13 protein-coding genes are annotated in these 14,624 nt (G+C 63.0%); 7 read left to right on the forward strand and 6 right to left on the reverse strand.

Annotated features, from left to right (window positions below):
• Positions 1 to 61: 61 nt before the first annotated feature.
• The 3 genes from BDO18943_RS11300 to BDO18943_RS11310 all read right to left on the reverse strand — a co-directional run bounded on the left by BDO18943_RS11300 (position 62) and on the right by BDO18943_RS11310 (position 4,113).
• The gene (locus BDO18943_RS11300) at positions 62 to 1,234 is read right to left on the reverse strand and encodes an NAD(P)/FAD-dependent oxidoreductase (RefSeq protein ID WP_175022360.1); all 1,173 of its coding nucleotides are present in this window, start codon (positions 1,232 to 1,234) and stop codon (positions 62 to 64) included.
• Between the two features lie 189 nt (positions 1,235 to 1,423).
• On the reverse strand, positions 1,424 to 2,575 hold the full coding sequence (locus BDO18943_RS11305; protein WP_122948785.1) for a branched-chain amino acid ABC transporter substrate-binding protein: 1,152 nt from the start codon (positions 2,573 to 2,575) through the stop codon (positions 1,424 to 1,426).
• A gap of 509 nt (positions 2,576 to 3,084) precedes the next feature.
• On the reverse strand, positions 3,085 to 4,113 hold the full coding sequence (locus tag BDO18943_RS11310; protein WP_043178533.1) for a DUF1338 domain-containing protein: 1,029 nt from the start codon (positions 4,111 to 4,113) through the stop codon (positions 3,085 to 3,087).
• Between the two features lie 224 nt (positions 4,114 to 4,337).
• Between BDO18943_RS11310 and BDO18943_RS11315 the strand changes: the two genes are divergently transcribed.
• Positions 4,338 to 5,285, forward strand: a complete 948-nt coding sequence (locus tag BDO18943_RS11315; RefSeq protein WP_175022361.1) for a LysR family transcriptional regulator — start codon at positions 4,338 to 4,340, stop codon at positions 5,283 to 5,285.
• Positions 5,286 to 5,304: 19 nt separating this feature from the next.
• On the opposite strand, the gene BDO18943_RS11320 is transcribed toward BDO18943_RS11315, so the two are convergent.
• Positions 5,305 to 5,835 (reverse strand): hypothetical protein, encoded by a 531-nt coding sequence (locus BDO18943_RS11320; protein WP_235995944.1) that lies wholly within the window; start codon positions 5,833 to 5,835, stop codon positions 5,305 to 5,307.
• Positions 5,836 to 6,508: 673 nt separating this feature from the next.
• Between BDO18943_RS11320 and BDO18943_RS11325 the strand changes: the two genes are divergently transcribed.
• Positions 6,509 to 8,137 (forward strand): NADP-dependent glyceraldehyde-3-phosphate dehydrogenase, encoded by a 1,629-nt coding sequence (locus BDO18943_RS11325; protein WP_175022362.1) that lies wholly within the window; start codon positions 6,509 to 6,511, stop codon positions 8,135 to 8,137.
• 87 nt (positions 8,138 to 8,224) lie between these two features.
• Here the strand turns inward: BDO18943_RS11325 and BDO18943_RS11330 are convergent, their stop codons facing one another.
• Positions 8,225 to 9,262, reverse strand: a complete 1,038-nt coding sequence (locus BDO18943_RS11330) for a T6SS immunity protein Tli4 family protein (protein WP_235995946.1) — start codon at positions 9,260 to 9,262, stop codon at positions 8,225 to 8,227.
• Between the two features lie 390 nt (positions 9,263 to 9,652).
• Positions 9,653 to 10,594: a LysR family transcriptional regulator gene (locus BDO18943_RS11335; RefSeq protein WP_175022363.1), complete on the reverse strand. Its 942-nt coding sequence runs from the start codon at positions 10,592 to 10,594 to the stop codon at positions 9,653 to 9,655.
• 173 nt (positions 10,595 to 10,767) lie between these two features.
• Between BDO18943_RS11335 and BDO18943_RS11340 the strand changes: the two genes are divergently transcribed.
• The 5 genes from BDO18943_RS11340 (at position 10,768) to BDO18943_RS11360 (ending at position 14,594) form a co-directional block, all read left to right on the forward strand.
• A complete protein-coding gene (locus BDO18943_RS11340; RefSeq protein ID WP_175022364.1) occupies positions 10,768 to 10,911 on the forward strand; it encodes a hypothetical protein in 144 nt (47 codons plus the stop codon).
• Between the two features lie 268 nt (positions 10,912 to 11,179).
• Positions 11,180 to 11,455: a formaldehyde-responsive transcriptional repressor FrmR gene (gene frmR, locus BDO18943_RS11345; RefSeq protein WP_175022365.1), complete on the forward strand. Its 276-nt coding sequence runs from the start codon at positions 11,180 to 11,182 to the stop codon at positions 11,453 to 11,455.
• Between the two features lie 59 nt (positions 11,456 to 11,514).
• Entirely contained in the window at positions 11,515 to 12,624 is a 1,110-nt protein-coding gene (locus BDO18943_RS11350) for an S-(hydroxymethyl)glutathione dehydrogenase/class III alcohol dehydrogenase (RefSeq protein WP_175022366.1), read from the forward strand.
• 53 nt (positions 12,625 to 12,677) lie between these two features.
• Positions 12,678 to 13,076: a VOC family protein gene (locus BDO18943_RS11355; RefSeq protein ID WP_175022367.1), complete on the forward strand. Its 399-nt coding sequence runs from the start codon at positions 12,678 to 12,680 to the stop codon at positions 13,074 to 13,076.
• A gap of 183 nt (positions 13,077 to 13,259) precedes the next feature.
• The gene (locus BDO18943_RS11360) at positions 13,260 to 14,594 is read left to right on the forward strand and encodes a DUF3422 family protein (RefSeq protein ID WP_175022368.1); all 1,335 of its coding nucleotides are present in this window, start codon (positions 13,260 to 13,262) and stop codon (positions 14,592 to 14,594) included.
• Positions 14,595 to 14,624: the final 30 nt, after the last annotated feature.

Below are 14,624 nucleotides of genomic sequence, written 5' to 3' on the forward strand. Positions count from 1 at the left end.
GGCCAATGAGTTGAGACACAAGGAGAATCCCCGCCCACCACACCGGGCGGGTTACGCCGCGCTACACGACGTTCTTTTCGACGATCGGCCGGTTTTCCAGCACCCGCGCCCAGCCGAGCGTCGATAGGTCGAGCGTGTCATAACGCCCGCCCAGAATGAGTTCACTGACCCCGCGCCCCGTCGCCGGCCCTTGCTGCAGCCCGTGGCCGCTGTAGCCGTTCGCGAACACGACGTTGTCGAGCTCGGGGTGATACCCGATGATCGCGTTGTGGTCGAACACGTTGTACTCGTAGTATCCGGACCAGCAGTTCTCCACGCGCAGCGCCTCGAACTCCGGCACGCGATTCGCGAGCGTCGGCCAGATCACGTCGTCGAACAGGTCGTGGTCGACTTCGTCGAGCGGCAGGTCGTCCGGGTCGCGGTTCGGGCTCGGGGACGTCCCGCAGATGTACGTGCGCCCTTCCGGCCGGAAATACACGCCGGTCGGATCGATCAGCAGCGGACAATCCGTGAGCTTCGCCGGCGACGACACGTTGAAGATGCTGCGGCGCCGCGCATACACGGGAATGTCGATACCCATCATCGACGACAGCGCGCGCGTCCACGCCCCTGCCGCGTTGACGAGCGTGTCGCACGCATAGCGCTCGCCATCGGCCGTGACCACATGCGTCACCTTGCGGCCGTCGCGCACCACCGACTTCACGTCGGACGGCACATAGCGCGCCCCCAGCGCCTGCGCCTTCTTGCGCAGCGCCTGCACGAGCCCGTAGCCGTCGAACCAGCCTTCGCCGCTCACGCCGTACGCGCCCGACACGAGATCGTCGACGTTCAGCCACGGAAACTTCGCGCGCAGCGCATCGCGATCCATCAGCCGGATGTCCGCGCCGAGGCTCGTCTGCAGCGCATGGTTCTCGCGCAGCGTCGCATCGCCGGCCGGCGTCGCGAGAAACAGGTAGCCGCCTTCGTGCAGGTCGATCGACGGCTGGTAGCCGTCCACTTCGAGCCGTTCGCCGATCGTGCGCAGGAAGTCGATGCCGAACAGCGACATCTCGATCGACAGCGGCGTCGAGAACTGCTGGCGGATCGACGCGGCCGACAACGCCGACGACGATCGCGCGTAGGTGGGGTCGCGCTCGATCACGGTCACGGAAACCGTGGGATCGGTGGCGCGCAGGAAATAGGCGATCGAACTGCCGATCACACCACCGCCGACGATGACGACTTGAGAACTCACGACTGACTCCAGTTGCACAGGTTGGGCGCGGCCAGCCGGCCATGCCCGTGGGTTGTTCGTGCCGCGTCACACGCGGCGTCGCGCGGGCAGACCCGGGCGGCTGCCACACCGGCGTGCGCCGCGATCGCAACCGATCGCTGATGGCATTTCAGCACGTCCGGCATCGCCGCGAAAGTCCGCGCGCGCGGGTTAATCCGCCGATTTCGTCGTGACGGGCTGCCACGCGGCGTTCTTCACCTCATACAGCGTCGAGCTCGGGTTCTTCAGGTCGCCCGTGTTCGTGAACGCGATCGTGCCCGTGATGCCGTCGTAGCGCGTGCCCTTCAGCGCGCCGTTGAAATCGGCCGGCTTCGTCGAGTTCGCCTTCTGCATCGCGTTGATCGCGATCCACGTCGCGTCGTACGCGAACGGCGCGTACGCGAGCATGTCGATGCCGTACTTCTGCTTGAATTTCGTTTCGAACTGCTTGCCCTTCGCGAGACGCGACAGCGGCTGCCCGTATTCCCACACGGACGCGCCTTCCGCCGCATTGCCGGCCAGCTTGATGAAGTTCGCGTTCATCACGCCGCCGCCCGCGAGGAACTGCGCGCGGATGCCGAGCTGGCGCATGCGCTTCACGAGCATCGCGGCCTGCGCGTCGAGTCCGCCGAAGAACACGAGATCGGCATTGGTGCTCTTGATCTTCGTGAGCTGCGCGCTGAAGTCCACCGCCTTGTCGTTCGTGAATTCGCGCGCGACGATCGTGCCGCCGTTCGCCTTCACCGACTTCTCGAATTCGTCGGCTTCGCCCTGGCCGAACGCGGTGCGATCATCGATGATCGCGATGCGCTTCGCCTTGGTCACGCTCGCCGCATAGGCGCCTGCGTTGCCGGCGTTCTGCGTGTCGGTCGCGATCACGCGATACACGGTGCCGAGCCCGGCGCGCGTGATGTCGGGATTGGTCGCCGACGGCGTGATCATCGGAATGCCGGCCTTCGCGTAGATCTTCGATGCGGGCAGCGTCGTGCCCGAGTTGAAGTGGCCGATCACGACGGCCACCTGTGCGTCGGCGAGCTGCTGCGCGGCCTGCACGCCGGTGCGCGGATCGCTCTGGTCGTCCTGCGACGCGACGACGAACTTCACGGGCTTGCCGCCCACCGTCGTATGTGCGGCATTCGCTTCGTCGACGGCCATGCGCACGCCGTTCTCGATGTCCTTGCCGTACGCGGCGCCACCGCCCGTCAGCGGGCCGGCCACGCCGACCTTGACGACCGTCTCCTGCGCATGAACCGCGCCCGTCTGGAGCGCGAGGATCGCGGCGGTCAATGCGACGCCGGAAAGCGAACGAATGCGGAACGTCATGACAATCCTTGTTCTGGGGGCCGGGATGCAACACGCGACTGCCGCGCGTCGGCAACCTCTCGCGTGCCGGTCATCTCGTCCGCCGGCGGGGCGTCATGCAACACGCCCTGCTAGCGGGTCGATCGCCGCGGCTCCGTCTCCGAAGAACCTTTCATCGCGAAAGAGGTGAATGGATTGTGGGTAGCCAATACCCGTGCAGCAAACGAAATATCGGAACTATGTTGTGAGGATTTGTCATCAAGTTCCGCGTTCGCGGCCGGCCCGCGGCCCGCGCAACGGGGAGCCGTGGGTCGACAGTTGCGGTGGGAAACCACGCCGGCGCCCGTCCATCAAGGCCGGCGGTGGTCATGCCGGCGGCGCATCATCGTTGCGATGACGGCCCGGCCGGCCGCGCGTATTCCGCTGCCTCACGGGCCGCCCAACGCAAATCGGGCAGGACGCGTACGCGCCCTGCCCGATCGGCTCACTTCTTCCGGAAGCGGCGCGCGACGCGCCCCGCTTTCGCTGCGTTACTTCGCCGCGTTCGCCGTCATCTTGAAGATGCCCTGCGCGTTACCCGCATCGAAACGCAGGTCGGTCACCCAGCGGCGTGCCGCCTGGTCGAACGTGCGCTTGCGCGTGATGAACTCGTAGAACGAACCCGGCACGTTGCGCTTCACCGTGCTGCCGTCGCGCGTGCGGAACTCGCGCTCGACGGTATCCGCGCGATACGCGGTCTGGAACACGCGGCCCGAGCGCGAGCGCTCGACTTCCGGCTTCATCGGCCGGCCCTTCGCCTTCTCGTCGTCGGACAGCTTGAACACGTCGGCGACGCGGTCGGTCGCATGGTTGAACGCGTTGCCTTCGGTCGAGATCCACGCCATTTCCGCCGATTCCAGCAGCAGCGTCTCGTAGTCGAGTTCGTTCGGCAGGTCGTGCTGGCGCGCGAACGCCCCGACGATCTCCGGCAGCAGCGCGTGCGCGGCGTCGAGCGACAGCCAGCCTTCGCGCTCGACTTCCCACAGCAGCGCGACGGCGGCCGGCGACAACGGATCGCGCGACGTGCTCACGACGTTCGTCACGGCCTGCTGGAATTCCTTCGAGAAACGTTCCGGATGCAACTCGCTGACGAAGAATTGCGCGATTTCGTCCGGTGCGTCTTCATGCGCATACGCGCGGCCCGTCATGCCGAGCTTGTCGAGCGGGTAACGGCCGTTCAGGCGGAAGCCGAGCGGACGCAGGATGCGCGTGAACGCGGCTTCGCCCGGCGGCAGCGCGCCCGTGTTCGGCCAGCGCACCGTGCGCAGCGCGCCGTGGTCGAAATAGACCGAGCCGCCGCTTTCGATCGCATCGGCCGTGTACGCGCGGCCATTCGCCGATCTTTCGAGCAGCCCTTCGAACAGCGCCATGTTCATCGCCTGCGCGATTTCCGCGCGCGTCACGACGCCGTCTTCCCATTCTTCGAGGATGGCCGGCATGTTCAGGGTCGAGAACAGGGCGTCGGTCTTCGCCTGTCCCAGCAGCTTCGTCAGCAAGCTCTCGATATTCGGATTGCGCATCAGGTTTCTCGTCTCGGGGGACCGCCGGCAAACGTGCCGGCAACTCGTTGGCCGGCTGCCCTGCGGGCGCCTAGCCTTGCGTGGGGAGCATTATTCAAAGGGTTGCAGCCGGGCGTAAAGCGAGATTAAATTGATATGTGATGAGTTTTTGGAATTATCAGCCGCCCCCTGCTCCGCCCTCCGCCTTGTGCCGTGTGGGCTGATCGTCAGACGAATCGAACATCATGCGTAAATTCAAGATCCCCAACATGGGCGCGCTCGTGGCTTTCGAAGCCGCCGCGCGCCACGAGAGCTTCACGCACGCGGCCAAGGAGCTGTTCCTGACCGAAAGCGCGGTATCGCGCCAGATCGCGACGCTCGAGGCGAGCCTCGGCGTGCGGCTGTTCGCGCGCGTGAAGCAGCGCGTCGTGCTGACGCGCGCCGGCAAGCTGTACGGCACGCAGGTGCGGCGCGCGCTGGAGACGCTCGACCGCGACACGCTGTCGATCATCGCGCACGGCAGCGGCGGCGGCTACCTGGAGCTGGCGGTGCTGCCGACCTTCGCGTCGCACTGGCTGATTCCGCGCATCAAGAGCTTCTACGACCGCACGCCCGACGTGCGCGTGAACATGGGCAGCCGCACCGACCTGTTCTCGTTCGAGGACACCCACTTCGAAGCCGCGATCCACTACGGCAAGCCGACCTGGCCCGGCACGTCGTCCGACTACCTGTTCGGCGAGGAAGTCGTGCCGATCTGCTCGCCCGCGCTGCTCGACGGGCCCGTCGAGCGTGTCGAGGATCTCCTTGCGTACCCGCTGCTGCACTCGACGACGCGCCCCGGCGCGTGGGCGCAGTGGTTCGAGACGCACGGCGTCGAGGACATCCGCACGATGCAGGGCGTGCGCTACGAGTTGCACACGATGCTGATCAGCGCGGCCGCGGCCGGGCTCGGCGTCGCGCTCGTGCCGAAATTCTTCGTCGAGGAACAGTTGCAGCAGCTCGGCCTCGTCGTGCCGTGCGACGCGGCGACCGTCGGCGATTCCGCGTACTACCTCGTGTATCCGACGGAGTTCAGCCACAGCAAGCCGCTGGAGCTGTTTCGCGGCTGGCTGCTCGAGCAGGCGAGCGCGTATGCGTCGCCGGATTTCGACGCGGATGACGGCGAGATGGTGGACGACGAGGACGTCGAGTAACGGCGCGGTCGCGCCGGCGTCATGGCGCGGTGGCGTCGCATGCGTGTCGCGTCGGCCGGCCGGCCGTCACCACCTTCACCAGCCGCGCGCGATCGGGCGCTTCCAGCCCCGGGCACACGGTGTCCAGCGCGCGGATCACGACCGTTGCGCGCCCGTCGAAGCGGCATACGCCGTCGGGCTGCGCGGCGGGGAGCCGCAGTCCGCGCAGCGCATCGCGCTGGTTCGTGAAGACGATCACGCCCACGCGTTGCGAGCGGTCCGGCAAGCGCCGCGCCGATGCCTCGTCCTCTTCGAACCATACGTCCGACCCGATCGATTCGTCGCCGTAGTCGAGCGCGTAACGGCCCGACAGCGTGATCGCCCGGCCGACATGCACCGGATGGCATTCAGGTTCGGCGTCGGCCGGCGCAGGCTGCGCGCCCGCCGCGGCCGCGCCGCACGCCAGCAGCAACACACCCAGCGCGCGGGCGCAGCCGGTCAGGGTCGACACATCAAGCGCTTTGCGGATCATGGGCAGTGAGGTGCGGGGCATCGTGACGAAGACCCGCATTGTCGCGCAGCGCGTGCATTGCATGCAGGTGCCGCGTCATTGTGGCAGACGGCATACGCGGGCCGTGCGCGGCAGCGACGATCGTACGATCGGGGGAATTCGGGGGTAAGCGGCGATCGGCCGCGTGCTATGCTTCGCGCCGCACCGGCCGGACAGAAACCGAAGCCGGGCACACGACCACGCTGAAAAGGGAGAGGAATCGCGAAGGATCCGTTGAAGCCGGCGGGGCGCATCGGGTCCGGTACGCGCCGGACCGGGCAACCCCGACCCGGCGCTCCGGGCAGCCGACCTCGCATCGGCAGCGCGGCGGACCGACTGCTGTTCTTCACTACGTATGCTCTCAGGTTCACTGCATTTTTTTCTTCGCCGCGCTGCGCCATTATCCGCGTAATCCGGCCCAAGGGAAACGTTTGCGCGCGCTCCGCGCGTGTTATACCGCCCATTCGGCAATAGTCTTTCCAAATGCTTACGGCCCATGCGTCATCGTTCGGCAAATCTTGCATTCGGCTCGGCGTTCCTTTTTAATGGAACTGGTTCCAATCCTCGAATCGGCCATGCCGATGCGTGACGCTCCGTCGTCCGCGCGTCATGATGCCGATTCAGGATCGAGGATCGCTCAGCTCAGGATTCGCATCGCCCGTCCTTCCCGGACACCCCGTCAAACGAGACCGTCATGCCCGATTCCGCCTCCCTGCAGCAGTTGTTTCCCGCCTTTCAGGACATCCCCGCCGAGTACCGGCTGACTTCGCCGATCCACCAGCGCGTGTCGCTCGTCGACGGCGCATTGCGGCCGTGGGACGGCGCGACCAAGACCGTGCTGTCGCCCGTGTGCGTCCGGCAGGCGGACGGCAGCGTCGAGCAAGTCGAAATCGGCAGCTACCCGGTGATGGGCGAAACGGAAAGCGACGCGGCGCTGGACGCCGCGGTGCGCGCGTACGACGCCGGCCGCGGCGAGTGGCCGACGATGAAGGTCGAGCAGCGCATCGCGTGCATGCAGGATTTCATCAAACGGATGGTCGCGCAGCGCGAGCTGGTGGTGAACCTGATCATGTGGGAGATCGGGAAGAGCCTCGCCGATTCGCAGAAGGAGTTCGACCGCACCGTCACGTACATGACGCAGACGATCGACGCGCTGAAGGAGCTCGACAACGCGAATTCGCGCTTCGTGATCGCGGAAGGCACGATCGGCCAGATCCGCCGCACGCCGCTCGGTGTCGTACTGTGCATGGGCCCGTACAACTATCCGCTGAACGAGACCTTCGCGACGCTGATCCCCGCGCTGCTGATGGGTAACACCGTGGTGTTCAAGCCGCCTCAGTACGGCACGCTGCTGTTCGAGCCGCTGCTCGAAGCGTTCCGCGACGCGTTCCCGAAGGGCGTGATCAACACGATCTACGCGCCGGGCGCGGTGGTCGTGCCGCACATGCTCGCGTCGGGCAAGATCAACGTGCTCGCGCTGATCGGGTCGAGCAAGGTGGCCGATCACCTGAAGAAGCAGCACCCGAAGTCGCACCGGCTGCGCGCGATCCTCGGCCTCGACGCGAAGAACGCGGCGATCGTGCTGCCCGACGCCGATCTCGACCTCACCGTGAAGGAATGCCTGCTCGGCGCGCTGTCGTTCAACGGCCAGCGCTGCACCGCGCTGAAGATGCTGCTCGTGCACCGCTCGATCGTCGACGAGTTCCTGAAGCGCTTCACCGCCGCGCTCGAACAGCTGAAGATCGGCATGCCGTGGGAGAAGGGCGTCAGCATCACGCCGCTGCCGGGCATGCATCGCACCGCCTACATGACGGACGCGATCGACGACGCAAAGGCCAAGGGCGCGCAGGTCGTCAACCATTCGGGCGGCGAGTTCAGCAAGACGCTGTTCTATCCGGCCGTCGTGTATCCGGTATCGGAAGGGATGAAGCTGTATCGCGAGGAACAGTTCGGGCCGATCATCCCGGTCGCGCCGTTCGACGACGTCGACACCGCGCTCGACTACGTGACGACGTCGGATCACGGCCAGCAGGTCAGCATCTTCGGTTCCGATCCGGCGCAGATCGGCGCGCTCGTCGATCCGCTCGTGAACCAGGTGTGCCGCGTGAACATCAACTGCCAGTGCCAGCGCGGGCCCGACGTGTTCCCGTTCGCGGGCCGCAAGGATTCGGCGGAAGGCACGCTGTCGGTGAGCGACGCGCTGCGCGCGTTCTCGATCCGCTCGATGGTCGCGGCAAAGCAGACCGACGGCAGCAAGCAGCTGCTCGATTCGATCGTGTCGGATCACTACTCGAAGTTCATCAATACGGGCTTCATTTTCTGAAGCCGTCTTGATGCAGGGGCGCTCCGCCGTGCGTCGGCTCGGCGGAGCCGTCGGGTCGAGCGGGCACCCCACCTCCCCCGCTTGCGGTCAGATCGCACCCGGCCGCGCACGCAAGCTGTTCAGCAACGTGTCCCAAACCTGCAGTGCACCCGCTTCGTCGACCGGCGAGGTGGCCTGGTCCGGTGGCAGGTCGTCGCGCGCGGGCGCACCCAGCAGCAGTTCGATCGAGGTATGCGGCTGCGTCAGCGAGTCGGGATTCCCCGGCGCGAGCAAGTAGAAGCGATACACCGTGACCGCGCCGTCCTGGAGCGCAAACAGCACCTCCTCCGCGTCCATGCCGGCGACCCGCCGTTTGCCTTTGCGCAGGATGCTGTAGCTTCCCGGCATGCGATTGAGTCGCGCGCGCAATGCGGACAGGTTGCCGGTGAACGGCTGCTTCTGATCTTCGTTCACCGCATCCCGCAGCTTGATCAGGAGCAGCGCCGGCCGGCCCGGCATCAACGCGAACGACTGGCTCACTTCTTCCGTGTAGGTGGACGGTCCGGTGACGATCCCGCCATCGAAGCAAAAGCCGGATTCAGCAGGCACGGCCCAGTTATCGCGAACCCTGATTCGCCGGTAGGTATCGTTGTAGATGCTTTCCGCGCGATCCAGCACATCCGGGCCGATCATGCCTGTCGTATGAATGAGCGTACGGTTCGCGAACAGATAACCTTCAGTATCGAACGGCAAAGCGACCGATTTCACCACCGCATCGTTGAACACGAAAACCCGCGAGCGCTGAACGGGAGAAAAGGCCTTTTCCAGCCGGGCGCGCCCCGTTCTCTCATCAAGATCGACAGGATTCACCCGTTGTTGGGTTCGCAGTTCGTGCTCGCGCGCCGCGACCTTGGCATCGTAGGTCTCCATCGATACGTCATGCGTCGTCACCAGCTTTTCTCCACGGTACCGGTAACTTTCATTCGAAATCTCACTCGATCCGGGCCGATCGAATACGAGACGACCGACGCACCACGGACGCAAATCCGATAGCAAAGGATTGTTCATCCCCGGTTCCACGGCAACCGCAACAGAGCAGGCACACAATCCCGCCAGCAAGAACAGTGAACGAATGAAACGCGCCATTACGATCCTCGTCGCACGTCGATGTCTTTCGTGACTACAGGCGAGCCGCGGCGCCCGGTATGCAAGTGAATGACCATTTGAAAAATCACCCAAGGGTCGATATCGGCCGGCGGTGTTGTCAAGATTGCCCTCGATCACCGCCAGCCTCCGCGGAACAGTAGTCGATAGCAATCAGTCGACTAAAAGAGATATCTACTCGTGGCCAAAAGGCAAAGCGCTCTCAGGCATGAAGGCGTGCCGACCGGGACATTGCACGAAATGCAACAGCCCCCTTCCAGCGCTAATGGCCTTCACGGGCTGGTGGGCACGTGGCGCCTGTTAGCAGCGCACACGCCATGCTTGCGATCTTCACCCTGACTGAACCAATACAAAGTTGCTCTTCAAGCGTCACTACTCCAGATTGCTGTGGGATGGATCTGCTTTGGGCTGGAACCGGCGATGGATCGATATAACGGATTGGAGAGTGTCGGCCAGTTCCGGGGTGTGCACCATCTCAAGCAATGCGCGCGACGATGGTGCCTCGAACGCATTTTTTCCGGCAACGAAGCCGACATTCGAGTGCGACATCGGTCCATCGATTGCGATTGCATGGAGATTTGGAACGTGAGCGAGTCGGCCGGCGAGAGACTGCGGAAGGACGGCCGAGTAATTTCCTGTCGCCAAATGAGCTGACAGCACGTCAATCGAATCGGTACGAATAGTCTGCGCGGTACACCGCGTCAGCCTATCCTGAATGGCCTCGGAAACTCCCGAGTTAAGCAGGCAAATCCGTCTATTTAAAACGTGCTCCCATGTTGTATTTCGAGGTTGATGTTCCCCATCCGCATGAAAAAGAAAAATGCGTTCCCGGTATAGAAGGTGGGTATCGAATTCGTCCCCCGGGATATCCTCAAGATGCATGAGTGCCATATCCAGGTTGTTTTCTCGAATCGCCTGCAGGAGGGTCGCGGCACTGGAGACTAGAATTGATTGCTGAAGTAAAGGTATTTTGTCGGCAAGCGCAATGCTTAAAGTGGGCGCTACCCCGGAAGTCCCCGGAAGTATTCCTAGCCGGAAATGCCCCTCCATACCTCGGCGTAGCGAGGAGAGTTCTCGTTCCAGCCCTTTGCAGTCGTCATACATCTGCTGAGCCCAGGCCAGTACGCGCATCCCTTCAGACGTGAGCCCATCATATCGTCGACCATGACGCACGATATCAACACCCATGTCCTCCTCCAGTTGCTTGATACCCGCGGACAGGGTCGGCTGAGATACATGACAGCTTTTGGCCGCGTTGCCAAAATGGCCTTCGCGGTGCAAAGCGAGCAAGTATTCAAAGTTCCTGACGATCATAGATTTATTCTGGTAGAGGTAGCGAGATTTTATACTTTCGCGAAAATCAGGTGCAAGCTTCGACCGGCATCCGGCCCTAGACAGATAGCTGGCTCACATGAGAGGACGTTGCGTGCAATCCTCGTGCCTCAGATTCGATTCGTCATACTAACGCCATGTACCGAGAGCCCTGAATGGCTGATGACACCGGGCCGTTGACCAGCGGCTTGCTGTTTGAACTCCGGGAAAACGGACGACATTGCCTGGTCATCAGGCACATCGTCATGGCGACCGTTCTCGTCTGGATCGGTATCCGGGTTCGTTCGACCACGACATGATAGCTTCAGCTCAATGAGCGGACTTACATAGGTCACGCCTATCTGCACATAGATTTTTCCAGTTTGACCCGTTTCCAGCCTGCCCTGATCATGTCAACACACGCAGAACATGCGTCATTGATTTGAATGTTTTGCGTTTCTTGGGAGCAAATCTCCACCAGCCCGTAAAGGTGCTCAGAGAGGACGCAATTTATGGAGATATTGCGGCATACATACTATAGAGGAGTACTGTATATCGAGAAAATATATCCAAGTAGAGAGGTGTTCAATGCCACATAACCAGGAAGAAAAAAAGCAAGCACTGACGCGCATCAGGCGCATCAAGGGTCAGGTAGCAACGCTTGAACAGGCACTCGATTCAGGTGCCGATTGCCCTGCGATTCTTCAGCAGCTTGCAGCCGTTCGTGGGGCAGTCAACGGCTTGATGGCCACGGTTCTGGAGAGCTATCTGCGGGAAGAGTTTCCCGGTAGCGAAATCAGGAGTGGTTCGCAGAACAAGTCTATTGACCAGACCATCTCTATCGTCCGCTCCTATCTGCGGTAGAGGCACCAGGGTGCCCTCGGTGAGGGCAAATTTAGTTAGCTAGTAAAGGATGCGACATCATGAAATCACGTGCAGCAGTTGCCTTCGAGCCCGGAAAGCCGCTGGAAATCGTCGAGATCGACGTTGAGCCGCCGCGCAAGGGCGAAGTTCTCGTCAGGATCACGAATACCGGCGTTTGCCATACCGACGCCTTCACCCTGTCGGGTGACGACCCCGAAGGTCTCTTCCCGGTCGTGCTGGGCCATGAAGGTGCGGGCATCGTCGTGGAGGTGGGCGAAGGTGTGACCAGCGTGAAGCCTGGCGATCACGTCATTCCGCTCTACACCGCCGAATGCGGCGAATGCCTGTTCTGCAAGTCCGGCAAGACCAACCTCTGTGTCGCTGTTCGCGCAACCCAGGGCAAGGGGCTGATGCCCGATGGTACGACGCGCTTTTCGTACAACGGCCAGCCGCTTTACCACTACATGGGCTGCTCGACCTTCAGCGAATACACGGTAGTGGCCGAGGTATCGCTGGCCAAGATCAACCCGGACGCCAATCCCGAGCACGTCTGCCTGCTGGGTTGCGGTGTGACCACCGGCATCGGCGCCGTGCACAACACGGCCAAGGTGCAGCCAGGCGACTCGGTGGCCATCTTCGGTCTCGGCGGTATCGGTCTCGCTGCGATTCAGGGCGCACGCCAGGCCAAGGCGGGCCGCATTATCGCCATCGACACAAATCCGGCCAAGTTCGAGCTGGCCCGGGTGTTCGGTGCTACCGAGTGCCTCAACCCCAAGGACTTCGACAAGCCGATTCACGAGGTTCTCATCGAGATGACCGGCTGGGGTGTCGACCACACCTTCGAGTGCATCGGCAACGTCAATGTGATGCGTTCGGCCCTGGAAGCTGCCCATCGTGGTTGGGGCCAGTCGATCGTCATCGGCGTCGCCGGTGCCGGCAAGGAAATCTCGACCCGTCCGTTCCAGTTGGTCACCGGCCGGACCTGGAAGGGCTCCGCTTTCGGCGGGGTCAAGGGGCGCACCCAACTTCCGGGCATGGTGGAGGACGCAATGAAAGGCGAGATCGATCTCGCTCCGTTCGTCACCCACACCATGGGGCTCGACGACATCAACGAGGCCTTCGATCTGATGCATGAAGGCAAGTCGATTCGCACAGTGATCCACTACTGATCCACGGATCACTGATTATCCACTCTCTACATATCAATTTAGGAAAACTAATCATGGCAACTCCTGTCATTTCCGGCGACGGCATCTTCTCGCACGTCTTCATCGGCGCCGCCGACGTTCAGAAGTCGGCCGCGTTCTACGACGCCGCTCTGGGTGCGCTCGGCATCAAGAACCTCGGCCCGTTCGGCAACGGGTGGGTGCTTTTCGGGCGTGAGAAGCCCGCTTTCATCGTTGCCCGCCCTGGCAACGGTGAAGTGCCCTCCAGCAATGGCGCAACGATCGGCTTTGCTGCCGCAACGCCCGCCGACGTGGATGCATTCCATGCCGCCGGCCTTGCCGCAGGCGGCACCGACGAGGGCCAGCCTGGCGCGCGTGGTCACCTGCCCGGCGCCTATGCGGCCTACCTGCGCGATCCGGCGGGCAACAAGGTCTGCTCGTACGCCTTCGTCTGAAAGCAAGGAAGCTGAGGGCGCCCCGGAAGGGCCGGCACAAGTCTCTATAGGGCGAGCCTGTTAGACAAACCGTGTAGAGCGGTGCCTGCTCGTGAAGGTCGGCCCGCAGCCGTGCGCGAAACGCATGGCTGCGGGCATTTGCCTGGAAACGTGTTTTTTCAACAAATGAGGAGTGAGGTCGTTATGAAAGAGCCGGCCAACATCACGATGACGACCGCACCGCCCGCCTGGACAGCCACCGTGTACGGCATGCCGGCCTATGCCGATCGGGCCGCAGCCGTGGGCGAAGTGCACGCCCGCCCGCATCTGTTGATTCAGGCCCCTCGCGGCATATTGCAGCTCGCTTTCATGACCGAAGGCGACATTGCCAGGGATCAGGTGGCGATGAACGAGTTGTCTCAACGCTTCGGCGTTGCCGAACCCGACCATGCCATGCCGCTTCACGGCTTGACGTGGGATGAAGGCGACCTGCACTGCGAAAAGCACACCGAGTTCTCGACGTATCTCTGGTGCGCTTCGCTTGACGCCGAGACCGGAGAACCCTGCGGAGAAAATCCGTTCGAGCGCGGATTTGTCCCCCCCGGCCCGGTCGTATCCGGCATCCGTTTGAGACTGCTTCCCTGGACGCCGCAAACGGAGAAGGAGGCCGATCGCTTCGATGCCGCCAGCCTGTGCTACTCACTGGTGGAGAACGGCTCTGCCGCCATTCTGACCGACTTCCGACAGGACGAGGATGGCCTGACGCAGATCCTCATCCTCGCCCGCGATTTGAACCCGACGCGGGCGGGTGCGCTAGCCCAACGTCTGCTGGAAATCGAGACTTACCGTACCTTGGCGTTGCTGTCCCTGCCGTTGACACGATCGATGACATCGGAACTGCGACGCATGGAGTCGCGACTTGCAGCGATCACCGACGAGATGTGTACGAGCGTGGCAGAACGGCGCGACAGCGACGTGCTGCTATCCGATTTGACCGGCCTGGCTGCCGAGCTGGAAGCTGAAGTTGCGGCGAATCTCTATCGCTTCGGGGCTAGCCGTGCGTACTACGAGATCGTCGAGGAAAGGCTTGCAGCGCTTTCCGAAGTGGCCGTATCCGGGTACTGCACCTGGACGGATTTCCTGCAGCGTCGCATCGCTCCCGCCATGCGGACATGCCAATCCGTAAAGGAGCGCCAGGCCAAGCTCTCCGACAAGCTGACCCGGGCCATCGCGTTACTGCGTTCCTGGATCGACGTCGAACTCGAACGCCAGAACCGGGATCTGCTGACCTCGATGAACAACCGCGCCCAGATGCAATTGCGTCTTCAGCAAACCGTCGAAGGTCTGTCGGTCGCGGCGATCTCTTATTACGTCGTGAGTCTTCTCGGCTATCTGCTCAAGGGCATTCCGGTCGTTCACGACGTTGTGGCGCCGGTGACGGCGGCTCTGGTACCTGTAGTAATGCTGACGATCTGGTGGGTCGTGCGCAGGATCAGACACGCCCACCGCGATGCGGTTGCGGAAGAGAAACCTTCCTGATGGACCGCATCTCTGGCGCGCGATTGCAGC

The sequence above is a fragment of the Burkholderia aenigmatica genome (assembly GCF_902499175.1).
In the GTDB taxonomy this organism is placed as follows: domain Bacteria; phylum Pseudomonadota; class Gammaproteobacteria; order Burkholderiales; family Burkholderiaceae; genus Burkholderia; species Burkholderia aenigmatica.